A 22,055-nucleotide genomic window follows, 5' to 3' on the forward strand; every position below is an offset into this window, starting at 1 on the left:
AGACGGGAAGATGCTGAAATTTATTTTACGGCGAATCCTCATTATGATTCCGCAATTGTTTTTGCTGAGCGTCCTCATTTTCTTGCTGGCGAAGGCGATGCCGGGCGATGCGCTGACGGGGCAGCTGGCGGCCAACCCGAAAATGGATCCGCAGACGCTTGAGGAAATGCGGGAAAAACTTGGCTTGAATGATCCGGTACATATTCAATACATCCGTTGGGTGAAAAACATGCTGCAAGGGGATCTCGGCCTTTCCTATACCCACCAGCAGCCGGTCACTGATCTGCTGGCCGGACGGATCGGGAATACGGTGTTGCTGTCGGCGGCGATTTTAATATTGACGTACCTGATTGCCATTCCGCTTGGCATCGTGTCGGGGCGATGGACAGATACATGGGCTGATAAGCTGATCGTCGGCTACAGCTATCTCGGGTTTGCCACGCCGCTGTTCATTTTTGCTTTGATCATGCTGTTTATTTTCGGCTTTCACCTTGGCTGGTTTCCAACCGGCGGCAGCGTGGACGTTCAGGTCGAGGAAGGGACGCTCGCTTACTATTTAAGCAAATTGAACCATCTCATGCTTCCGGCGTTGTCGGGAGCGCTCATCAACACGGTCGTTACGATTCAATATTTGCGCAGCGAAATCGTCGATACGAAAGTGAAAGATTTCGTGAAAACGGCGCGGGCGAAAGGCGTGCCGGAGCGGCACATCTATTGGCGCCATATTTTGCGCAATTCGTTTTTGCCGATCGCGGCGTTTTTAGGGTATGAGATCACCGGGCTTGTCGGCGGTTCCGTGTTTTTGGAGTCGATCTACAGCTATCCGGGGCTTGGCCAGCTGTTTTTGCAGTCGATTATGCAGCGGGATTACAGCGTCGTGACGGCGCTCGTCATGATTTCCGGCCTGGCGACGCTGGTGGGCACGCTGTTGTCGGACATCATTTTGAGTGCGGTCGACCCGCGCATCCGGATTGAGTAGGGAAGGAGGAAGGCAGCTGACATGAAAGCGGAAATCAGCGGCCCAACGCCGGCCGGAGCGAACATCGAGAAAAGCCCTTCCGCCTTTTCGATCATGTGGCGGGAGGTGGTTCGGGATCGGCTCGCGCTTGGTTCGCTCATCATTTTAGGAATCCTTTTGTCGATCGTCTATGGCGTGTCGCTCTTTTTGGATCAAGAGGAAATCGTGAAAGTGGATTTTCTTTCCATCTATTCTCCGCCGTCAGCGGAACACTGGCTTGGCACAGACTACGGAGGGCGCGACGTGTTTGGCCAGCTCATCATCGGCGCCCGCAATTCGTTTACGATCGGGCTGGCCATTACGCTCATCACTGGGGCGATCGGCCTCATTGTCGGATTGGTGGCCGGCTATTTCGGCGGCTGGATTGACAATGTCATTATGCGCATCATCGATTTTATTCTCGTTCTGCCGTTTTTGATGCTCGTTATTGTTTTTGTCGCCATTGTGCCTAAATATAATGTATTGACGTTCATTTTGATCATGAGCGCGTTTTTGTGGACGGGCAAAGCCCGGCTGATCCGCGCCAAAACGCTGGCCGAGCGCGAGCTGGATTATGTCAGCGCGTCAAAAACGCTCGGCACGCCAGATTGGAAAATCATTATTTTTCAAATTTTGCCCAACCTCAGCTCGATCATTATCGTCAATTTGACGTTAAGTTTGGCGGGCAACATCGGCATCGAGTCCGGGCTCACGTATCTTGGCTTCGGGCTGCCGGAGAGCACGCCGAGCTTAGGGACGTTGGTCAGCTATGCGACCAACCCGGATGTTTTGCAAAACAAATGGTGGGTTTGGTTGCCTGCGTCATTGCTTATTTTAGTGATGATGCTGTGCATAAATTTCATCGGCCAAGCGCTGAAACGTGCGGCTGATGCAAGACAACGACTAGGATAAGGGGGAAGAAAATGTGAAGAGAAAATGGCTGGCGGCTCTCGCCGCGCTCTTGCTCGTGCTCGCCGGGTGCACGGGCAAATCCGACACAACGAGCGGAAAGGGCAACAATAACGAAAAACCGGCGGCTCAGAAGGAAGACATCAGCAAATTCCCGATGACGGTGAAAAACGACGGGAAAATCATCGATGGCGGCGTGTTGAAATACGGCCTTGTGTCCGATACGCCGTTTGAAGGGACGCTCAGCTATGCATTCTACACCGGAGCGCCCGACGCAGAGATTTTGCAATTTTTTGACGAGTCGCTTTTCCGGACGAACGGTGACTATGAAATTACAAATGATGGGGCTGCCACGTATGAGTTGTCGGATGATAAAAAGACGATGACAATCCGTATTAAAGACAATGTGAATTGGCATGACGGCCAGCCGGTGACCGCTGAAGACTTGGAGTATGCGTATTTGGTCATCGGCCATAAAGATTACACCGGCGTCCGCTATGGCGATGCGCTCATCCAAGGGATCGTCGGGATGGAAGAATATCACAGCGGCAAAGCGGATAAAATTTCCGGCATTAAAGTCATCGACAAAAAGACGTTGACGATCACATGGAAACAGGCCAATCCGTCGGTGTTGACCGGCATTTGGGCGTATCCGCTGCCGAAGCATTACTTGAAAGACATTCCGATCAAAGACTTGGCGAAATCGGATAAAATCCGGAAAAACCCGATCGGGTTCGGTCCGTTTAAAGTGAAGAAAATCGTTCCGGGCGAGTCGGTAGAGTTTGTTCGCAATGATGACTACTGGGCTGGCAAACCGAACTTGGAAGGCGTCATTTTGAAAGTCGTCAGCCCGCAAGTCGTCCTGCAAGCGCTGAAAAAAGGCGAAATTGACGTCGCTGAGTTCCCGACTGACCAATATTTGAACGCGAAAGGGACGAAAAACATTCAGTTTATCGGTAAAGTGGATTTGGCGTACAACTATATCGGCTTTAAACTCGGCCATTGGGATGCGAAAAAGCAGGAAAACGTAATGGACAATCCGAAATTCCAAAACAAAAAACTGCGCCAAGCCATGGCGTACGCCATCAACAACCAAGAGGTGGCCGACCGCCTGTATCATGGTTTGCGCTTCCCGGCGACCACGCTGATCCCGCCGTCGTTCCCGGGCTATCATGACAGCTCCATCAAAGGGTATACGTACAATCCGGAAAAAGCGAAACAATTGCTGGATGAAGCGGGATATAAAGATGTGGATGGCGATGGCCTCCGCGAAGATCCAAACGGCAAAAAATTCAAGATCAACTTCTTGGCGATGAGCGGTGGGGACATCGCTGAACCGCTGGCCAAATTTTATATGCAATGCTGGAGAGATGTGGGCCTCGATGTTCAGCTTGTAGACGGACGCTTGGCGGAGTTCAACTCCTTCTACGATATGGTCGAAAAAGACGATCCGAAAGTGGATGTCTACGCCGCCGCTTGGGGAACTGGAACGGACGTCGACCCGTACGGATTGTACGGCCGCAACGTCATGTTCAACTACTCGCGTTGGGTGAATGAGAAAAACGATGAACTGTTGGAAAAAGGCCATTCCGAACAGGCGTTTGACAAGGAGTATCGCCGGAAAATTTACAGCGAGTGGCAAAAGCTAATGAACGAAGAAGTTCCGGTCATCCCGACGTTGTATCGTTCGGCCATTTATGCCGTCAACAACCGCGTTGCCAACTTCACGGTCGATCCGAGCTCGAAGCTGACGTGGAAAGATGTCGGCGTCACGTCCGAGCAGCCAGAAGTGGCGGAATAAACAAAAAAGCGATTGCTTCTATGGGATTCGATATGGTAACATGAAAGACAAATGATCATACGTCTTATCAAGAGTGGGCGAGAGAACGGGCTTGATGACCCCACAGCAACCTGTCGCCGGCAAGGTGCTAACACCCGCAAAGCGGTCTCGCTTTGGATGATAAGAACGGTTGCCCCCTTTCGCATCATTCCGAGGCGAAAGGGGTTTTTGTCGATAGGGGGTGAAGGGGGAAATAGTGAAGAGGGACATGTCGATCCGAGCTTGCATGGCCGCTCATCTCCGTGCCGCTGCGTTCGCCGTTCATGTCATGCGCTGCGTGCAGGCGGAGCTGATTCGGTTTGACCCTGAAGCGGCGGTTCATGTCGACCGTGGGGACGGATACGTTCATTTGTATGGGGAAGCGCAAGGAACAGCCTTTTCGTTGTTGTTGACCAACAGTGAGGCGGACGAATGGAAGGCGGACGGACCGTACGCCCTTGACCGCTACATATGGACAGAGCTTGGGAAAAAAGGGATTTTTCCAATGCGGATGACGCCGTATTTACAAGCTGTATGGTTAATGGAGTCATAGAAAGGAAGAGGACGAATGGCAGTCAAAAAATTTGAACATGTCGGCATTCAAGTGAAAGACATCGAAGCATCGAAAGAGTTTTATCTTAATTAGGCGAGAAGACTCCCACTTCAACGAAGCGAAGCGGAGTAAGTGGGAGATGAATCGCCTTAACTATATTCTGCTGAAAATAGGATAGATTCAGTAAAATATAGTATAATATAGTTAGATGGGAGGTGAAAAAATGTATTTTTGTATCAAACAACAGCTAAATGGTTTGACCAAAGAAGAATACTTGACTCTTCGAGAACTGTGCCATATTGCCAAGAACATGTACAACGTCGGATTGTAAATTGGCAAACTTGTCATTGGCTATGCGGAAACATGGCAACGCAATATTAATCTAGGAAAAAAGACAAATCAAAACTTTGTCAATATTCCTCTCGGTAACATAAAAGAAAAACTAGAATATCTTTGTGAATTTTACGGCATTGAATTCTTGAAACAGGAAGAATCCTATACGTCTCAAGCCAGCTTTTTTGACGGCGATGAGATTCCTGAATATAATGCCGACAATCCAAAAGAATATAAGTTCAGCGGCAAACGTATTAAGCGCGGCTTGTATCGAACAAAGTCTGGCAAACTAATTAATGCTGATGTCAATGGCGCATTAAACATCTTAAAGAAAAGTAAAGCTGTAGACCTGAGTGTCTTATGCTCTAGCGGCGAAGTGGACACGCCTCAAAGAATAAGGATTGCTTGAAGCAGTCAAACTTCTTTGGAAGCCCCCACTTCAAATTTTCGCTAGAAAATTAAGTGGGGGTAGTTCACATCGGTTGTTCCACGAGGCCAAGCAGGCCGAGGAAGACGCGCGCGTCGACCCTGTGGAGCGCGGCCTCCGCTATATGGAGGCGCATTTTCGCGATCCGTCGCTCACGCTTGAGCGGGTCGCGGCCGCCGCCGGGCGCAGCCCCGCGTATTTCAGTCATTTGTTGTCGAAAAAGCGCGGCGTGACGTTTCGCCAGTGGCTGACCAACCGGCGGCTTGAGGAAGCGAAACGGCTGCTTCGGCAGACGGATTTGTCGATTAAAGAAATCGCCGAACAAACCGGGTTTCGCACCGCCCATTATTTGATGCGCGTCTTTAAAGCCGAACTGAACCAGACGCCGACCGCCTACCGCGATGAACAACGGCTGAAACCGTCATCACCGCGGTAGGCGGTTTTGTCTGTGGCAAAGCGCAGCCTTGCCGGATCGCGGGCGAGAGGGGGCGGCGTATGTTTCAAAAGAAATGGATCGATATCGAAAAAAATGAACAAATAAAACGGAGAGGAAATAGAAAATTCAAAAAAATGTGATTACTTTTAAAAGACGTGCGCCTATCTTCTCCTTCTTCGCTCCCTTACAATGAAAAGCAAAGAGGAAAAAGGAGAGGATGACGATGGCAGAAAAACGGACCGTCAGCCCGCCCGCGGGAACTGAGCGGCGGGCGAAAGGATGGATTCAAGAAGCGGCGCTGCGGATGCTGAACAACAATTTGCATCCCGATGTCGCCGAGCGGCCGGATGAATTGATCGTCTACGGCGGCATCGGCAAGGCGGCGCGCAACTGGGAATGCTACGAGGCGATTGTGGACACCCTTCTTCGTTTAGAAAACGATGAAACGTTGCTCATTCAATCCGGCAAGCCGGTGGCGGTATTTCGCACGCATCCGGACGCCCCGCGCGTGCTGATCGCCAACTCCAACCTCGTGCCCGCATGGGCGACGTGGGATCATTTCCATGAGCTCGACAAAAAAGGATTGATCATGTACGGACAAATGACGGCTGGCAGCTGGATTTACATCGGCAGCCAAGGAATCGTTCAAGGAACGTATGAAACGTTTGCCGAAGTGGCGCGCCAGCACTTTGGCGGCACGCTGGCCGGGACGATCACGCTAACCGCCGGCCTTGGCGGCATGGGCGGGGCGCAGCCGCTCGCGGTGACGATGAATGGCGGCGTCTGCCTCGCTGTCGAAATCGATCCGGCCCGCATTCAGCGCCGCCTTGATACGAAATATCTCGACACGATGACCGACAGCTTGGAGGCGGCGCTTGCGATGGCGAAACGAGCGAAGGAAGAGAAAAAAGCGCTGTCAATCGGCCTTGTCGGCAATGCGGCTGAAGTGTTGCCGCGTCTCGTCGAAATGGGCTTTGTTCCGGACGTCTTGACCGATCAAACGTCCGCCCATGATCCGTTGAACGGCTACATCCCGGCTGGCCTTACGCTTGATGAGTCCGCCGAACTCAGGGCGCGCGATCCGAAGCAGTACATCGCCCGCGCGAAACAGTCGATCGCCGCGCATGTGCGGGCGATGCTGGCGATGCAAAAGCAAGGGGCGGTGACGTTTGATTACGGCAACAACATCCGCCAAGTGGCAAAAGACGAAGGGGTGGACGACGCCTTTTTCTTCCCGGGCTTTGTGCCGGCCTACATCCGCCCGCTCTTTTGCGAAGGAAAAGGGCCGTTCCGCTGGGTGGCGCTCTCGGGCGACCCTGAGGATATTTACAAAACCGATGAAGTCATTTTGCGTGAATTTCGCGACAATGAGCGGCTTTGCCATTGGATTCGCATGGCGCAAAAACGCATTCAATTCCAAGGGCTGCCGGCGCGCATTTGTTGGCTCGGCTACGGCGAGCGGGCGAAATTTGGCAAAATCATCAACGACATGGTGGCCAAAGGCGAGCTGAAAGCGCCGATCGTCATCGGCCGCGATCATTTGGATTCGGGCTCCGTCGCTTCGCCGAACCGAGAGACGGAAGGAATGAAAGACGGAAGCGACGCCATCGCCGACTGGCCGATTTTAAACGCGCTGTTGAATGCGGTTGGGGGCGCGAGCTGGGTGTCGGTTCACCACGGCGGCGGCGTCGGCATGGGCTACTCGATTCACGCCGGCATGGTCATCGTCGCCGACGGCACAAAAGAGGCGGAAAAACGGCTGGAGCGCGTGTTGACGACCGACCCGGGGCTTGGTGTGGTCCGCCACGCCGACGCTGGGTATGAGCTCGCCATTCGGACAGCGAAAGAAAAAGGCATCGATATGCCGATGCTCAAGTAGAAAGGGGGATCCATATGCGCCCGCTTTTTGTCCGCCGCGCCCGCCAGCTCGTCACGCTGGCGGGAAGCTCCGCGGCTCCGCTTGTCAAGGAGAAGATGAGCGATCTAGGCATCATCGAAAACGGCAGCGTCTGGATCGAAAACGGCACGATCGTGGCGGTTGGTGCGGACGATGAACTGGCCCGCCAATTTGCCGATCGGCTCGCCGAAGCGGAAGTCATTGACGCTAAGGGCAAAACGGTGACGCCTGGGCTTGTCGATCCTCATACTCATCTCGTTTACGCCGGCAGCCGCGAACACGAATGGACGATGCGCCTTCATGGAGCGACGTACATGGAAATCATGAACGCAGGCGGCGGCATTCATGCCACGACAAAAGCGACGCGCGAGGCGTCGGAAGAGATGTTGTATGAAGAAAGCAAGCGGCGGCTCGATCAGTTTTTGCTTCATGGGGTCACGACCGTCGAGGCGAAAAGCGGCTACGGCTTAAGCCTTGAGCATGAAATCAAGCAGCTGGAAATTGCCAAGCGGCTTCACGACACCCACCCGGTCGATGTCGTCTCCACGTTTCTTGGCGCCCACGCCGTTCCGCCGGAGTGGAAGCACGATCCGGATGAATACGTCCGCCTTGTCATCGACGAGATGATTCCCGAAGCGGCCCGCCTTGGGTTGGCCGAGTTCAACGATGTCTTTTGCGAGCGCGGCGTGTTTACGCCTGAACAAGCCCGCCTCATTTTGGAAGCAGGGAAAGCGCACGGCTTGACGCCGAAAATTCACGCTGATGAAATCGAACCGTACGGCGGGGCGGAACTGGCCGCCGAAGTCGGCGCCATCTCCGCCGACCACCTGCTTCGCGCGTCAGACGAAGGAATCCGCCGCATGGCCGATCGCGGCGTCATCGGCGTTCTCTTGCCAGGCACGGCGTTTTTCCTCATGACCCAAGCCGCCGATGCCCGCCGTTTGATCGACGCCGGCGTTCCCGTCGCTTTGGCGACCGACTGCAACCCTGGTTCGTCGCCGACCGTCTCGCTGCCGCTTGTCATGAGCCTAGCCTGCCTGCATATGGGCATGACTCCCGCTGAAGCGATGGCCGCCGCCACGATCAATGCCGCCCACGCCATCGGCCGCGGGCATCTCGTCGGCAGCCTCGAGCCGGGGAAGAAGGCGGATTTGGTCATTTTCAACGTTCCGAATTATGTGCAGATCATGTACCATTACGGCGTCAACCATGCGGAGACGGTGATCAAAGGTGGAAAGGTGGTGGTGAACGACGGCAAGGTGTACATCTGAAGGGGGAATGGTCTTCCGTCGAGGTGTTTAGCGACCGGGAGCGGTTATGCTTCCGGCCGTGCTGTCGTCTTTAGCCTGTAGAAGAACAAATGGGGGTGGAGGAGAATGAAAACGGATACAAACATGGCGCCATCCGTGCCGACGCCAACGCCGGCCAGCGGGGCATGGAAGTTTTTCGTCTTTAGTGCCATCGGCATTTTCGTATTTTTCGTTCCGGTGTCAATTGGCGGCACATCATCGATTTTGCTCGATCATATTGTGACATGGATCCGCACCCAGTTTTCAGCACTTGTTCCTTATTATGCTCTGATCGTGATCGCTCTCGGTGCAATTTATCCATTTTATAAAAAAACGTGGAACAAGGATGCCGTAACAGTCGTTTTTTCGCTGCTGAAAGTTGTTGGGCTGATTACGGCGGTCATGTTGGTGTTTCGCATCGGTCCGTCATGGTTGTTTCAGCCGAATATGGGACCGTTCTTATATGACAAGCTCGTCATTTCCGTCGGACTTCTTGTGCCGATTGGCTCCGTCTTTCTCGCCATGCTCGTTGGCTATGGGCTTTTAGAATTTGTCGGCGTATGGATGCAGCCGATCATGCGTCCGATTTGGAAAACGCCGGGCCGTTCGGCGATCGACGCCGTCGCCTCCTTTGTCGGCAGCTACTCGATCGGTCTATTGATCACCAATAAAGTGTTCAAAGAAGGCAAATACACCGTGAAAGAAGCAGCGATCATCGCTACCGGCTTTTCCACCGTATCGGTGACATTTATGGTCGTTGTCGCGAAAACATTGGGGCTCATGCCAATCTGGAACACGTATTTTTGGGTGACATTTCTCGTGACGTTTGCCGTTACAGCGCTGACCGCCCGGCTTTGGCCGCTGAGCCGCATGAGCGACGAGTATTACGACGGCAAAGGAGATCCCGAACAAAAAGTGACGGGAAGCTATATGAAGCAAGCTTGGTCCGAGGCGATGAAAGCGGTAGGACAGTCAAAAGGGATTGGGACAAACATATGGGAGAACTTGCGCGATGGCTTCATCATGACGATGGGCATTTTGCCTTCCATTATGTCAGTCGGACTGATCGGGCTGCTGCTCGCTGAATATACGCCGTTGTTTGACTGGTTGGGCTACCTGTTCTACCCATTCACCCTTCTGTTGCAAATCCCTGAACCGTTGTTGGCTGCGAAAGCTTCGGCCATTGAAATCGCGGAAATGTTTTTGCCCGCTTTGCTTGTCACCGAAGCTCCGCTTGTCACAAAATTCATTATTGCGGTTGTATCCGTATCAGCGATCCTATTCTTTTCCGCTGTCATTCCATGCATTTTATCTACAGAAATTCCGCTCAGCTTGCCGAGGCTGCTGGTCATCTGGTTCGAACGCACCGTCTTGACGCTCGTCCTCACCGCTCCGCTTGCGTACTGGCTGCTTTGACAACGGGTTGGCGCCTGGGGGGTTATGTTCCTTTCATCTTGGGAATAAGCGAGGAGAACCCGACTTCTAAGCGATAGCGAAAGTCGGGGAGGAATCGCTAAAAATATGATATCATTAAATTAGTGAAAGGTGGTGAAAATGTGAAACATTTGCTAGTCATCGTAATCCTTTTTTCTTTATCCGCATGCAGTATATGGGAAAAGAATGAAAAACAAGCCCAAAATGCTGAATCTACAGCTTCGGTAAAAGAGATGAGTGATATTGAAAAAATACCTGTTAAAATAGATCAAAAAGTAATCAGTCATATCAATTGGGAAGTAAGCCCGGTTTTTCAATCTGGAAATTATAAAATGCGCGGAGTACCAAACAAAGTGGGTTTCATTGATGCACCGTTTATAGCAAACAAAGATAGCAAATACATGTGGCATTTCTGGGGGGACTCCATTCCAGAAGGAGAACTGACAATCGTTGCAGTGAAAAAAGGCAGCAACGATATAGCTCCTGCGTTAACACTAGACGGAAAAACCGTTTGGACAACGGGAGTTCCAGGAGGTCCGAATAATGGTGCAGACGCACATATACCATCAAATATAAGGCTTGGTGAATCGGGAAAATGGGCATTACTCGTCTATCTTGGAAAAACGTACTGGGATTACGTTGTAATCGACGTAAATTGAACGCTCTCCCACTTACGCTCACGCTGGGAAGTGGCGGTCTTCTCGGTTCGAGATGACAAAATAACAAGTGAAGCCAAAGGTGTTGCTGCACCTTCAGCCCCGCAATAGACGGTTCCCATAAAGGGGGTCGGCGCGAGCAGAAGGAAATAATCCGCCTAAGCGCCTCGTTAACTTAAGGGTGGATTATTTCTTTTGATTGTGCGACAGTATTGAAACCATGCGACTTGCGAAAAAACATCAATGCTTCAAATACTGTCATCGGCATCACCCCCTTCCAAATCAGGGGAGGCCGATCCACCCTCAAGTCACCGTAACATATTCACATAGTTAAGAGATTCGTTTACCGTTTTTGAAAGCCTGTCCACCTCCGAGACAGGCTTTCACGTCGTTTCCCGCTGCTGCTTTAACAAATCGCGAATTTCTGTCAATAGCTCCTCCTCTTTCGTCAGCGTCGGTGCGGTTTCCTTCACCTCTTCCTGCTTTTTCACCCGTTCATACAGCGTGTTGATCAATTTCACAAACAGGAAAATCGAAAACGCGATGATCAAAAAATCGACGACTGTTTGGATAAACGCCCCATATTTCACTTCCGCTTTGCCGACTTTCCACGACAGGCCGCTGAAATTGATGCCTCCCAACAATAAGCCGACGAGCGGCATGATGATGTCATTGACGAGCGAAGAAACGATTTTGCCAAATGCCCCGCCGATAATGACCCCGACGGCCAAGTCGATGACATTGCCGCGGACGGCGAATTTTTTAAACTCGTTCCACATGGTCATCTCCTTCCGAAGAAAATGTTCGTCTGCTATTATACCCGACCGGCCGCAACATTGAAACTTTTTAGTTTAAATCGTAGCAAATCAATTGGTTTTATAGTATTATAGAATACGTTCATCAACCAAAACAAAAGGGGGAACGCATCGTGGAAATGACCGCACAACAACGAGACGTTCGCGCGAAACAGGCAGCAAACGCCCCGAAAAATCCAACCGCATGGATCATTGCGGTCTCCTGTTTTGTGTTAATCGGCGGAGCACTGTTCTTATATAGCCGCGTGTCTTGGCAACAGGCGCTTTTGTACGTGCTGGGTGCGTTTGGCGGCTTTGTGCTTTATCAAGCCCATTTCGGTTTTACTTCGGCCTGGCGGAAATTCATTTTGTACCGTCAAGGGGAAGGCATTCGAGCACAGATGGTCATGATGGCGGTGGCAAGTGCGTTGTTTTTGCCGTTGCTGATAAAAGGATCGATATTCGGCCATTCCGTTGCTGGGAATGTGCATGAAGTCGGCATTGCTGTCATGATTGGTGCCTTTATTTTCGGGATCGGCATGCAGCTGGGTGACGGCTGCGCGTCCGGGACGCTGTACCATATTGGCGGCGGTGATACGAACGGTGTCGTCACCTTGATCGGGTTTATCGCTGGATCGGTCATTGCGACGACGCATTTTGATGTTTGGATGCGTATGCCGCACGTCGATCCGATTTCGCTTATTGCTTCGTTTGGTGCATGGGGCGGCTTTCTGCTGCAACTTGTTTTGCTGGCGGTTGTCTATTATGTCGTGACGGTGATGGAAAAGCGGCGCCACGGCAAGCTGTTGACGACACCGCTTGAACACCGCCACGGATGGAAAACCATTTACAAAGGCCCATGGTCATTGTTGGTTGGCGCGTTATTATTGGCGCTGATGAACGTGCTTGTTCTCATGTTCAAAGGTTCGCCGTGGGGCATCACATCCGCCTTCGCCCTTTGGGGAGCGAAGTTCGTGCAGCTGTTTGGCGTCGATCCGACCGCTTGGGCGTACTGGCAAGATGAAGCGAAACGGCAGGCGCTCGCGAATCCGCTCTACTACGATACAACGACGGTCATGGACATTAGCTTAATGTTCGGCGCCTTATTGGCGGCAGCGCTCGCGGGCCGCTATACGAAGCCTGTGCAATGGAAGCGTCCGACGCGCATGACGATCGGTGCGCTGATCGGCGGCCTGATGATGGGATACGGTGCCCGGTTGGCGTTCGGCTGCAACATCGGCGCGTATTTCAGCGGCATCGCTTCCTTCAGCGTCCATGGTTGGATTTGGTTTGTGTTTGCTTTCCTTGGCAGCTTGATCGGTGTCAAGTTGCGTCCGTATTGTGCGTACAAAAACTAAACGTTCGAACATCGGCATCCCGTCGTTTTGGCGGGGTGCTTTCTTTATGCAGGACGGCATATGGTACAATGGGCAGTGAGGCTTCGACAAGAGCAGCTGCCTGCTTGTTTGAAATCGTTTTCCTTGTTTTGGGAGAGCGGAAGGAGGACAGCGGTGTTCATTGGGAGAGGAGGGAAAAGGCATGCGGCAAGCGGCCTCGATCGTCTGCATCGGCGGGGCGAATGTCGATCGGAAAGCGCGGTTGCTTGCGCCGTTTCAGCTCGGCACGTCTCATCCCGTCACCACGACGCAAACCGCGGGCGGGGTGGCGAGAAACATCGCCGAAAACTTAGGGCGGCTTGCTCAACCTGTTTCGCTCGTCAGCACCGTTGGCGATGATCGCGATGGACAGTGGCTCATTGACGTGACGAGCCGATATGTCAATACGAGCTTCATCATGCGAACGCCAAAAGCGAACACCGGGACGTATACAGCGGTGCTTGATGAACACGGCGAGATGGTTCTCGCCTTGGCGGATATGGCCATTTATGATACAGTGGGGGAAGAATGGCGAAAGCAACAATGGACTCGGCTCGGTCCGATTTCTGCAGTTGTGCTTGATACAAATTTCCCGGAGGATGTCATTCGTTCGGTGATTGCACAATGTCGCCAAGAGGACATCCCGCTTTGTGCCGTGACGGTGTCGGTTCCGAAAGTCAAGCGATTGCCCAGCGATTTGTCTGGTGTGACGTGGTTTGTCACGAATGAAGCGGAGGCGAAGGAATTTGTGGGACGCGACGGACATACGGACGACATCATGAAACCGATCCTTCAAGCCGGCGCCCAGAACGTTGTCGTCACGCGCGGCGCAAACGGCGTCGCGTACGCCACCAAGCAAGGGGAAACAGAAGCGATTGCGGCGCCGAAGGTTGAGGTCACCGACGCCACCGGAGCGGGCGACGCCTTTGCGGCTGGATTTTTGTACGGCGTCTTAGGCGGACATACGGTGGAAGACGCCTGCCGCTTTGGGATGAGCAGCGCGGCGCTTACGCTGCAAACGGCCGAAACGGTGCATCCCGCTTTGAATGAACACCTGTTGCAAGCCGCCTATGCGCGGTATTTTTGCGAAGGGGGAACGAAGTGATATGAATGATTTTCTCGTCTTTTCCGAAGAAGTCGCTCAAGCGAAGGCCGAAAAAAAGCCGATTGTCGCCTTAGAATCAACGATCATCTCGCATGGCATGCCGTATCCGGAAAACGTGCAGACGGCGAAAGACGTCGAGCGGATCATCCGCGACCGCGGCGCCGTGCCGGCGACGATCGCCATTTTAAACGGAAACATCAAAATCGGGTTGACCGAAGACGAACTTGAACAGCTCGGGACAAGCCGCGATGTAGAAAAAGTGAGCCGCCGCGACTTGCCGTATGTCGTCGCCATGAAGAAACACGGGGCGACGACCGTGGCGGGGACGATGATTTGCGCCCAGATGGCGGGCATCCGCGTATTTGCGACCGGCGGCATCGGCGGCGTGCACCGCGGCGCCGAACAGACGATGGACATCTCGGCTGACTTGCAGGAACTCTCGCGCACCAACGTCGCGGTCGTCTGCGCCGGGGCAAAATCAATTTTGGATTTAGGGTTGACGCTTGAATACCTCGAGACGCACGGCGTTCCGGTCATCGGCTATCAGACGGACGTCCTGCCGGCGTTCTATTCGCGGACGAGCCCGTTTCGCGTCGACTATCGCCTCGACAGCGTGGAAGAAATCGCTCAGTTCATCGAAACGAAATGGAAGCTTGGGTTAAACGGCGGTGTTGTGATCGCCAATCCCGTCCCAAAAGAAGAGGAGCTCGAGGAGTCGTATATCACCGCCATCATCGAACAAGCGCTCAACGAAGCAGAAAAGCAGCACATCACCGGCAAAGCGGTCACCCCGTTTTTGCTTGACCGTGTGAAAACATTAACCGGAGGCAAAAGCTTAAAAGCAAACATCGCCTTAGTGAAAAACAACGCCGCCTTGGCGGCCGACCTTGCCCGAGAGCTTTCTTGATGCGAACGCCCCCGCCTTGATGAAGGACGGGGGCATGATGGCGGTGGAGGATTTATCGAGCGTGAAGCAAATGGCGGATTTTTCGATCGTGCTGGGCGATTTTGACGGAGTGGAAGTCGACCGTTTCTTGTGTTTCAACTGGTTCGACGCGGATGTGGCCGAGTTTCGCTTCGAGCCGTTCGAACCGTTCGTTCACGGTGCGCTCCAACTGGGCGATCTGCCGCTCAAACCGTCCGTCCATCTCCTCAATGCGCTTGTCCATTTCATCCGTTTTTTCATTCAACGCTTGGACTTGGCGTTGGAGCGAGTCGAATTTCTCAAACAAGCGAGTTTGCGAGAAGGAACAACAGTTTCAAATCTGGCGGGATTTCGTTTATGATGGATAAAGGAGGGGCGCTGCTATGGCTGAAATGATCACGTATTCATCTTTTGCCACTGACTGGCTGCCGATCACCATCGTTGCGGCCGCTGTCGCTGTCAGTGTTTTCATTGGTATTCTTATTATAAAAAAACAGAAATCGTGAACCCGTCGTGAGGCTAGCTGAACGTCGACACCCAGCCGATACTACGGGCGAAATCGGCAGCGGGAAAAGTAGAAAAGTGCTGCGAAAAGCAAGTACACGTACTTTGGCTAAAAAAACAGCCTGCCTTCGCGCATGGAAGCGAGAGGCGGGCTTGTTGCTTAACAAAGACTTAAACCTATTTGAAAACGTTTACCAATAATGTACAATGCTTATTCCCAAAATGAATGGTAAAGTTGATTGATGCCAACCCGATATAGTATGTTAAAAGAAAAGGTTAATAAAAATTAACATTAATATCGGTTTATGACTCTATTTTGTGTTAAAAATAATTAACACCAAGGAGGTGTGATGATGGAGATTAAACAAACGATCGCGAAAAATCTAAATCGGGTCAAAAAAGAGATGGGGTTGAAGAATCAAGATTTAGCCGAATTGATGGGCGTGACGAGACAAACGATTGCCAAATATTTAAAAGGGGAACAAATTCCTGACAGTGCAAAATTATTTCTTCTGTCGCGACACTTGAATATCCCGATGAAGGATTTGATCGTTTCTTCAGATGATCAGCGTGAACCAATGTCTTCTTTCATGTTTCGCGCGGATAACCCTAAAGAAAACTTTCGTCTGATTGATCAAAATCAAGTGAATCGGATCATGGATGAGTATTATGAGCTGCTTGCCTCTTTTGGAGAGGCTAGTGTTGCTTATTTGCCCCCGACGTATAAAGTAAAGCTCGTTGATCATGAGTTAACGGAGGAGCATAAAACCATTATTCGACAAGCAGCGGAACAAACGAGGAAAATGTTTGGCCTTGATCATGTGATCCCAAGCGATATTTATGCGGTTTTAGAGCGCCATGGTATACATGTCATCGCGTTGAAAACGATTGATAAAAAAATTGATGGTTTATCGGCTTACTCCGAGGAAAAAGGAGCTTTTATTTTCCTTAATGATCACGACGAAATACCTGAGGAACGAAAACGGTTCAGCGTCATTCACGAACTTGGCCATCTTATTTTTCATCGCGAGGAGTACCGAAGTGATCTTAGCTCTCTTACTTACAGCAGCGCAAGAAGGGAAATCAATGAAAAAGTCGCCACGTTGTTTGCAAGCTACTTTCTTATTCCTCGCGAACAGTTGCGGGAATATGCTTATTATTTTAAACGATATGTTACCCTTGAAACGATTATGGAGCTTAAGCGCCAATTTTTTGTCAGTGCTGAAGCCTTCATGAGGGCCTTATTGGATGAACAATACATTTCCGGAAGGACGTACGGCCATTTGCGAAAAATGTTGCGGGAGCAAGGATATAAAGAACAAGAACCCGCTCCAATCGAGTATATTCCCAAAAACCGCAAACTGACCTATTTTGTGAAACAGGCGTATTTTGAGGGGAGCATTACGATTAACAAAGTATGCGAAATCCTTGGATGCGATTTGCGGACTGCTAGAGAAATGGTCAAGGGATGGTATAAGGAGCATGGATGTTCAGAAAATACGGGGGCTTTATAAAAAGGGAGCGGTGGTGGACAACAATGTGTTAAACGATTTTTATGAGTTGGACAGGATGGATTTACTGACGAGAGTGTTTGGCCGAGTGTGTGTTCCCGAAAGTATTTTGTGGAATGAGACTCCTGACGATATCCGGACGGCTTTGCGACAAATCGATTACGAAACGGTCTCTTTGCATACGGAAGAGGGATACGGGCTCATGTATCAGCTGCTGACAGAATGGACAGGTTTGAGCGAATATGATGCAGAACTGATTGCCATTGCCGGTCAAGATATGATTGTATGCACATCGAATGAAAAAAGGATCATCAATGCATGTGAAAGTTATGGCATCGAATATACGGGAACTTTAGGAATTTTATGTTGCGCGTATGAGCGTCGGTTGATCGGACGGGAAGAATTCAAGGGATTGATTGACCGGTTGTTTTCCGATGAGTGCAGCTGCCACTTGCATCCGAGGTTGAAGAACCAAATTTATAAACAGTATCATTTGCAAGATGTGTAGCCGTGTTGAACAAGACTAGCGCCTTTTGCATTGAAATAGGGAACGGTCCTGTCTGGATGCGATTCAAGGACGGCCTTTCTTTGAGAACATTCCACGTCTTCCACCAAAAACTGGCCGCAAAGACCCATGTGGCAACGGGCAAAAACGTATAAAACGTGCTCCGGGCAGTAGCAACGCTGTTTTCGATCAAAGAAACAACCCGCCCCATGCGCTGAAGCAGGGAGCGGGTTTTCCGTTAAAACGCCACCGCCATCAAGCTTAAGCTTCCATACTGGTACTCGCGGAACAACACGCGCGGCGCCCCGCCGCGATCGCCTGCGCCGTAAGCGATCCAATACGGCGCGAGGTGTTCGGGGGTCGGTACGGCCTGCTTGGCGTAAGGTGCTTTTTCTTCATAATGGAATACATCCTCACTGCGGGCGGCTGACTCGCGCAACAGCCAGTCATCAAAAGCGGCCGCCCAGCTTTCTGCCTCCGCATGCCCTTCCCAACGGAGCGCCATCAAATTGTGCACCGTCCCGCCGCTGCCGATGACCATCAATCCTTCGTCACGCAATGGACGCAGCGCCTCACCAAGCTGGAACAATTGCTTCGGCGTCCACCACGGCACGACCGACGCTTGCACAATCGGGAATATCCGCTTTTGGAAATAAGCGGTAGAGCAGCACCCACGAACCGTGATCCAACCCCCGGGTCCGATCGACGGCCACTTCCGCCACACCGCCTAGGCGCTCCCGCACGCGCTCCGCCCACTCGACCGACCCGCGCGCCGGATACACCACTTCATACAACTCGCGCGGAAATCCGGAAAAATCATAAATCATCTCATACGTTCCTTCCACTGCCGAAACCGTCGGCTTGCGCGTCATCCAATGCGCTGTAAAGACGACGATCGCCTTCGGGGACATTCCTTCTCCGAGCTTTGTCAGAAAGGATGTATAGGCATGGTCCTCGATCGCCAACATCGGCGATCCGTGAGCGAGAAATAGGGCGGGGGGTCTCATCGTTCCATTCCTCCCTTGAACCATATTGACAAATCTGCTTGCGGCCTAATGCCGCCTCCAAACGATTCGCCGAAAAACGGCGCCGGAATTTCTCATCCCTAGTGTAGCATAAACATCTTTTGCTCTTTTATGCACACGCTTTCTTAAACCGTGCGATGGAGGTTTGAATCCGCTCGGGACCGCTGCTGAACCTCCTTGCGATGCGGGGGGGTTCGTTTTTATCATCGACTGACTTCGTTTTAATGAGAAAGGTTCGTTCGTGATCAGTAGGTTTGTAGTGTATAAAAACATAAATTCCACAAAAAACGACAATGTTTTGGAAGCCAATTTTGGTAAAATAAAATTATGCGAACAATACTAAGGGAGCAAAGCTTCATCAAGCAGATTGATAAATATGATCTTGGTGGCTTATACTTTGAGAAGATAGTTTAGTTTTTCTTCTGACCGTCTATGACACTGCCTTATCACTAATTTAGGGGAAAAGAGGATATCCTTATGAACATACATAAGATCAGGGCGGAATGGGCAGCGTTAGAATCTAGATGGCATAAGTTGCTTTTTCTCGTCGGTTTACGAAACGAAGAAGGTCAATCGCTGTCAAAAATGCTTAATGTTCCTTATTTGAACTTGAACCGTCACTTAAGCGAAAAACTGCAAAACATTCCTAAAGCAAGTTACCCTTTGCAAGTCGGAGAAATATTAAACAAGTGGATGGAAGAATATGATGAAACTGCATTTTGTCTTGGGGATATGGAAATTTTATTCGATAAACAATTGCAACAACATCCGATAAGATTGTTAGAGAATTTAAGCAAACGTTTCAAATTGATTGTGTGTTGGCCTGGACAATATGATGGAAAATCATTAACATACGCCATACCTGCACATCCAGAATATTTTACCTGTAGCGATTTTGAAGGGATCGTCATCACTGTATAAAAGGGGGAACATTCTATATGCTGAGATATAGTGATTTAATCCAATTCGAACCGATTGAATCTGTTGTACAGCTGCGTGATGCGGATGATAAAGAGCGCGCGTTCCATTTGCTTGATACATACGTTATTTCAGACCGTATGGCCGAACAGTTGGACGAAATCATCCTTGAGCACATTCAGTTTGATCGTATGGTCGATAACAAAGGGCTGTTGATTGTTGGAAACTACGGTACAGGGAAATCGCACTTAATGAGTGTCATCTCTACCATTGCCGAGCAGCCGGGTGCAAGCGAACATATTAAAAACGAGCAGGTGGCAAAGAAAGCAAAGGAAATTGAAGGGAAATTTAAAGTCATCCGAACAGAAATTGGTGCTGTCTCGATGTCGTTGCGCGACATTATTTGCCAGGCATTGCAGCGAGGGCTGGCTAATTTAGGAATTGATTATACATTTCCACGAGCTGATGAAGTGACAAATAACAAAGATATGCTTTACGAAATGATGGAATTATTCCATGAACAATATCCTGAACACGGTCTGATGCTTGTCGTAGACGAGCTGTTAGACTATTTGCGCGGGCGGAAAGAGCAAGAACTCACATTAGACTTAGGCTTTTTACGTGAATTTGGAGAAGTTTGCAGCAAAACCCGTCTTCGCTTTATTGCCGGCATTCAAGAAATGTTGTTTGATAATCCAAAATTCCAATTTGTTGCTGATTCCTTACGTCGCGTTAAAGAACGTTTCCAAGAAGTGCGTATTGTCCGGGAAGACATCGCTTACGTGGTGTCAGAGCGTTTATTGAAAAAAGATGAAAAACAAAAAGCGTTAATTCGTGAGCACTTAAGCAAATTTACGCCGCTTTACCATGGTCTTAGTGAAAACATGGAGACGTACGTCAATTTATTCCCAATTCATCCAGCATACTTAGAAACGTTTGAAAAAGTAAATATTGCTGAAAAACGTGTTGTATTGCAAACGATTAGCAGAGAAATCCGCAAGCTGATGACAAAAGAAGTGCCAGAAAATGAAACAGGAATCATTTCATTTGATAGCTACTGGCAATATATTGAAGAAGACTCGTCGTTAAGAAGCAATCCGAATGTTAGAGAGGTCATGGGCAAAGTTCAGACGTTGAAAGATAAGGTGCAAAGCGGCTTGACACGACCTGCATATAAACCAGCTGCGTTGCGCATTATCGACGCACTTGCCGTCTATCGTTTGACTACGGACGATCTAAATGCACCGATCGGGTTAACATCAGAAGAGTTAAGGGATAAGCTATTTTTAAATATTAGTATGCTATTAGATATGGATGAGGAAAATCCAGCTGACTTTTTGCGAACAACGATTGAGTCTGTTTTAAAACAAATTATGACAGCTGTCAGCTTCCAATATATTTCCGCCAACCAGGAAAACGGACAATATTATCTAGATATCAAAAAAGATATTGCTGTAGATGAACTGATTGAAAAACGCGGCGAAGAGTTAACCGACAATCAATTGGACAGCTACTATTTTGACGTACTGAAACAAGCAATGGAAGTGCTTGACCATCCATATGTGACAGGTTATAAAATTTGGCTGCATGAAATTCCGTGGGATGCTCGCCGTGTCAAACGACAAGGATATATCTTTTTCGGAGCGCCAAATGAACGTTCTACTGCCCAGCCGGAACGTGATTTCTACATTTATATGCTGCAGCCGTTTGAACCGCCGAAATTCCGCGATGAAGAAAAGCCGGATGAAGTATTTTTCCGGATGACGAAAAAAGATGACGAGTTCGTCCGTTTATTGCGGCTATACGGCGGTGCAAAAGAAATGAGCAATGATGCGTCAACGACAAAACAGCTATATTTAAACAAAGTCTCATATTATTTAAAACGCCTTACTACTTGGTTAAAAGACCATTTTGTCGATGCATTTGAAATTCAATACCGTGGCAAAAAAGGGTCTGTTTTTGAATTCGGCATGTTTCTTCCTGGTAACGCAACATTGATGGAATTGGTAGACACGGTGGCGGAAGAGCTACTAAGCCAATGGTTTGAAGAAAAGTACAGCGATTATCCATCATTCCGAAAACTAGAAAGAACGTATTTAACGAAAGATAATCTAGCAACATATGTGAGCGATGCGCTTTCTTATTTGAACGGAAGAAAAACAAGCCAAGGGGAAGCCATTTTAAATGGATTAGTGCTATTGGACCAAAAAGGCGAAATTAACGTCCGCAACTCTGGTTATGCCCGCTGGGTGATACCTGAATCCGTGATGAATTGAAATCGACTTTGATTTTGTTGTAATTTTTATGGATTGATAATCCATAAAACCCTTTTTATGCTTATGACCTATATCATCTCTATTTCCGAAAATGGAACAAATCTCTTTTTTTGGGTATACAAACCAAAAAAATAGACAAAAAAGCCCAGGGAGTGACGTTGGACATCAGTACTCGAACATTCGTTCGTTATCTTGCCTCTCTCCATTTCTGATAGACGTTCAGAAGGGGCTCGCTATAGCCACTCCTTCGCGTCAGTTTCATCCAGATCTGTCGTGATCGACGGACGAGTCGCCCTGCCATCGTGATCACCGTCTGAATAATCGTCTTGATGCGACGGCGTTTCACTTTGTGGTGCAACGGATGTC

The 22,055-nt window shown here is 50.0% G+C and carries 18 protein-coding genes, 5 pseudogenes and 1 riboswitch; of the genes and pseudogenes, 19 read left to right on the forward strand and 4 right to left on the reverse strand.

The features are described 5' to 3' along the window. Nucleotides 1-10 precede the first annotated feature (10 nt). From opp4B to ETC02_RS11045, 11 genes and pseudogenes are all read left to right on the forward strand, one after another. Nucleotides 11-979 (forward strand): oligopeptide ABC transporter permease, encoded by a 969-nt coding sequence (gene opp4B, locus ETC02_RS11000; protein WP_014195525.1) that lies wholly within the window; start codon nt 11-13, stop codon nt 977-979. A gap of 21 nt (nt 980-1,000) precedes the next feature. Then, nucleotides 1,001-1,909 (forward strand): ABC transporter permease, encoded by a 909-nt coding sequence (locus tag ETC02_RS11005; RefSeq protein ID WP_050368557.1) that lies wholly within the window; start codon nt 1,001-1,003, stop codon nt 1,907-1,909. 13 nt (nt 1,910-1,922) lie between these two features. Continuing rightward, nucleotides 1,923-3,707: an oligopeptide ABC transporter substrate-binding protein gene (gene opp4A / locus ETC02_RS11010; protein ID WP_050368558.1), complete on the forward strand. Its 1,785-nt coding sequence runs from the start codon at nt 1,923-1,925 to the stop codon at nt 3,705-3,707. A 61-nt stretch (nt 3,708-3,768) separates the two neighbouring features. Further along, nucleotides 3,769-3,873: riboswitch (SAM riboswitch) on the forward strand. An 81-nt stretch (nt 3,874-3,954) separates the two neighbouring features. Continuing rightward, on the forward strand, nt 3,955-4,278 hold the full coding sequence (locus ETC02_RS11015; protein ID WP_050368559.1) for a hypothetical protein: 324 nt from the start codon (nt 3,955-3,957) through the stop codon (nt 4,276-4,278). Between the two features lie 15 nt (nt 4,279-4,293). After that, nucleotides 4,294-4,368 (forward strand): annotated as a pseudogene (locus tag ETC02_RS18385) (VOC family protein); the annotation flags it as partial. 241 nt (nt 4,369-4,609) lie between these two features. Continuing rightward, nucleotides 4,610-5,020, forward strand: a pseudogene (locus ETC02_RS11020) (zinc ribbon domain-containing protein); the annotation flags it as partial. Nucleotides 5,021-5,087: 67 nt separating this feature from the next. After that, nucleotides 5,088-5,474 (forward strand): annotated as a pseudogene (locus tag ETC02_RS11025) (helix-turn-helix transcriptional regulator); the annotation flags it as partial. 223 nt (nt 5,475-5,697) lie between these two features. Further along, a complete protein-coding gene (hutU, locus tag ETC02_RS11030; RefSeq protein WP_171698268.1) occupies nt 5,698-7,353 on the forward strand; it encodes a urocanate hydratase in 1,656 nt (551 codons plus the stop codon). Nucleotides 7,354-7,367: 14 nt separating this feature from the next. Continuing rightward, nucleotides 7,368-8,642 (forward strand): imidazolonepropionase, encoded by a 1,275-nt coding sequence (gene hutI, locus ETC02_RS11035; RefSeq protein ID WP_171698269.1) that lies wholly within the window; start codon nt 7,368-7,370, stop codon nt 8,640-8,642. Between the two features lie 105 nt (nt 8,643-8,747). Beyond that, the gene (locus tag ETC02_RS11040) at nt 8,748-10,076 is read left to right on the forward strand and encodes a YjiH family protein (RefSeq protein WP_171698270.1); all 1,329 of its coding nucleotides are present in this window, start codon (nt 8,748-8,750) and stop codon (nt 10,074-10,076) included. 140 nt (nt 10,077-10,216) lie between these two features. Continuing rightward, entirely contained in the window at nt 10,217-10,753 is a 537-nt protein-coding gene (locus tag ETC02_RS11045; RefSeq protein ID WP_227016150.1) for a DUF4871 domain-containing protein, read from the forward strand. 380 nt (nt 10,754-11,133) lie between these two features. Here ETC02_RS11045 and mscL read toward each other — a convergent pair whose 3' ends face one another. Next, nucleotides 11,134-11,529 carry a large conductance mechanosensitive channel protein MscL gene (mscL, locus tag ETC02_RS11050; protein ID WP_014195539.1) on the reverse strand — a complete coding sequence of 132 codons (396 nt, stop codon included), beginning with the start codon at nt 11,527-11,529 and terminating at the stop codon, nt 11,134-11,136. A 149-nt stretch (nt 11,530-11,678) separates the two neighbouring features. Between mscL and ETC02_RS11055 the strand changes: the two genes are divergently transcribed. The 3 genes from ETC02_RS11055 to ETC02_RS11065 all read left to right on the forward strand — a co-directional run bounded on the left by ETC02_RS11055 (nt 11,679) and on the right by ETC02_RS11065 (nt 14,932). Continuing rightward, nucleotides 11,679-12,902 carry a YeeE/YedE family protein gene (locus tag ETC02_RS11055; protein ID WP_171698271.1) on the forward strand — a complete coding sequence of 408 codons (1,224 nt, stop codon included), beginning with the start codon at nt 11,679-11,681 and terminating at the stop codon, nt 12,900-12,902. Nucleotides 12,903-13,083: 181 nt separating this feature from the next. Continuing rightward, nucleotides 13,084-14,025 carry a carbohydrate kinase family protein gene (locus ETC02_RS11060; RefSeq protein WP_050368781.1) on the forward strand — a complete coding sequence of 314 codons (942 nt, stop codon included), beginning with the start codon at nt 13,084-13,086 and terminating at the stop codon, nt 14,023-14,025. Between the two features lies 1 nt (nt 14,026). Next, nucleotides 14,027-14,932, forward strand: coding sequence for a pseudouridine-5'-phosphate glycosidase (locus ETC02_RS11065; protein WP_050368564.1), 906 nt, complete (start codon nt 14,027-14,029; stop codon nt 14,930-14,932). 52 nt (nt 14,933-14,984) lie between these two features. Here ETC02_RS11065 and ETC02_RS11070 read toward each other — a convergent pair whose 3' ends face one another. Beyond that, nucleotides 14,985-15,215: a hypothetical protein gene (locus tag ETC02_RS11070; protein ID WP_253264123.1), complete on the reverse strand. Its 231-nt coding sequence runs from the start codon at nt 15,213-15,215 to the stop codon at nt 14,985-14,987. 118 nt (nt 15,216-15,333) lie between these two features. Between ETC02_RS11070 and ETC02_RS18090 the strand changes: the two genes are divergently transcribed. The 3 genes from ETC02_RS18090 to ETC02_RS11080 all read left to right on the forward strand — a co-directional run bounded on the left by ETC02_RS18090 (nt 15,334) and on the right by ETC02_RS11080 (nt 17,473). Further along, entirely contained in the window at nt 15,334-15,456 is a 123-nt protein-coding gene (locus ETC02_RS18090; protein ID WP_256370903.1) for a hypothetical protein, read from the forward strand. A gap of 351 nt (nt 15,457-15,807) precedes the next feature. Continuing rightward, on the forward strand, nt 15,808-16,968 hold the full coding sequence (locus ETC02_RS11075) for a helix-turn-helix domain-containing protein (protein ID WP_050368566.1): 1,161 nt from the start codon (nt 15,808-15,810) through the stop codon (nt 16,966-16,968). Then, nucleotides 16,937-17,473, forward strand: coding sequence for a PIN domain-containing protein (locus ETC02_RS11080; RefSeq protein WP_171698272.1), 537 nt, complete (start codon nt 16,937-16,939; stop codon nt 17,471-17,473). Before ETC02_RS11075 ends, ETC02_RS11080 begins: the two co-directional genes overlap by 32 nt. Before the next feature lie 235 nt (nt 17,474-17,708). Here the strand turns inward: ETC02_RS11080 and ETC02_RS11085 are convergent. Then, nucleotides 17,709-18,477, reverse strand: a pseudogene (locus tag ETC02_RS11085) (DODA-type extradiol aromatic ring-opening family dioxygenase). A gap of 495 nt (nt 18,478-18,972) precedes the next feature. On the opposite strand from ETC02_RS11085, the gene brxF reads away from it, so the two are divergent. Together brxF and ETC02_RS11095 are read left to right on the forward strand one after the other, a co-directional pair. Beyond that, the gene (gene brxF, locus ETC02_RS11090; RefSeq protein WP_063211921.1) at nt 18,973-19,416 is read left to right on the forward strand and encodes a BREX-3 system P-loop-containing protein BrxF; all 444 of its coding nucleotides are present in this window, start codon (nt 18,973-18,975) and stop codon (nt 19,414-19,416) included. A gap of 17 nt (nt 19,417-19,433) precedes the next feature. Beyond that, complete coding sequence (locus ETC02_RS11095; RefSeq protein WP_253264124.1) at nt 19,434-21,689, forward strand: DUF6079 family protein; 2,256 nt, start codon at nt 19,434-19,436, stop codon at nt 21,687-21,689. Between the two features lie 187 nt (nt 21,690-21,876). Here the strand turns inward: ETC02_RS11095 and ETC02_RS11100 are convergent. Further along, nucleotides 21,877-22,055: pseudogene (locus ETC02_RS11100) on the reverse strand (IS1380 family transposase); the annotation flags it as partial.

Source organism: Geobacillus sp. DSP4a (assembly GCF_013096875.1).
Taxonomy (GTDB): domain Bacteria; phylum Bacillota; class Bacilli; order Bacillales; family Anoxybacillaceae; genus Geobacillus; species Geobacillus thermophilus.

Bases quoted from the DNA above. Each gene is read 5' to 3' on its own strand.
- opp4B (WP_014195525.1), top strand. From the start codon at position 11: ATGCTGAAATTTATTTTACGGCGAATCCTCATTATGATTCCGCAATTG.
- ETC02_RS11005 (WP_050368557.1), top strand. From the start codon at position 1,001: ATGAAAGCGGAAATCAGCGGCCCAACGCCGGCCGGAGCGAACATCGAG.
- ETC02_RS11015 (WP_050368559.1), top strand. From the start codon at position 3,955: ATGTCGATCCGAGCTTGCATGGCCGCTCATCTCCGTGCCGCTGCGTTC.
- hutU (WP_171698268.1), top strand. From the start codon at position 5,698: ATGGCAGAAAAACGGACCGTCAGCCCGCCCGCGGGAACTGAGCGGCGG.
- hutI (WP_171698269.1), top strand. From the start codon at position 7,368: ATGCGCCCGCTTTTTGTCCGCCGCGCCCGCCAGCTCGTCACGCTGGCG.
- ETC02_RS11040 (WP_171698270.1), top strand. From the start codon at position 8,748: ATGAAAACGGATACAAACATGGCGCCATCCGTGCCGACGCCAACGCCG.
- mscL (WP_014195539.1), bottom strand. From the start codon at position 11,529: ATGTGGAACGAGTTTAAAAAATTCGCCGTCCGCGGCAATGTCATCGAC.
- ETC02_RS11060 (WP_050368781.1), top strand. From the start codon at position 13,084: ATGCGGCAAGCGGCCTCGATCGTCTGCATCGGCGGGGCGAATGTCGAT.
- ETC02_RS11065 (WP_050368564.1), top strand. From the start codon at position 14,027: ATGAATGATTTTCTCGTCTTTTCCGAAGAAGTCGCTCAAGCGAAGGCC.
- ETC02_RS18090 (WP_256370903.1), top strand. From the start codon at position 15,334: ATGGCTGAAATGATCACGTATTCATCTTTTGCCACTGACTGGCTGCCG.
- ETC02_RS11075 (WP_050368566.1), top strand. From the start codon at position 15,808: ATGGAGATTAAACAAACGATCGCGAAAAATCTAAATCGGGTCAAAAAA.
- ETC02_RS11080 (WP_171698272.1), top strand. From the start codon at position 16,937: ATGGATGTTCAGAAAATACGGGGGCTTTATAAAAAGGGAGCGGTGGTG.
- brxF (WP_063211921.1), top strand. From the start codon at position 18,973: ATGAACATACATAAGATCAGGGCGGAATGGGCAGCGTTAGAATCTAGA.
- ETC02_RS11095 (WP_253264124.1), top strand. From the start codon at position 19,434: ATGCTGAGATATAGTGATTTAATCCAATTCGAACCGATTGAATCTGTT.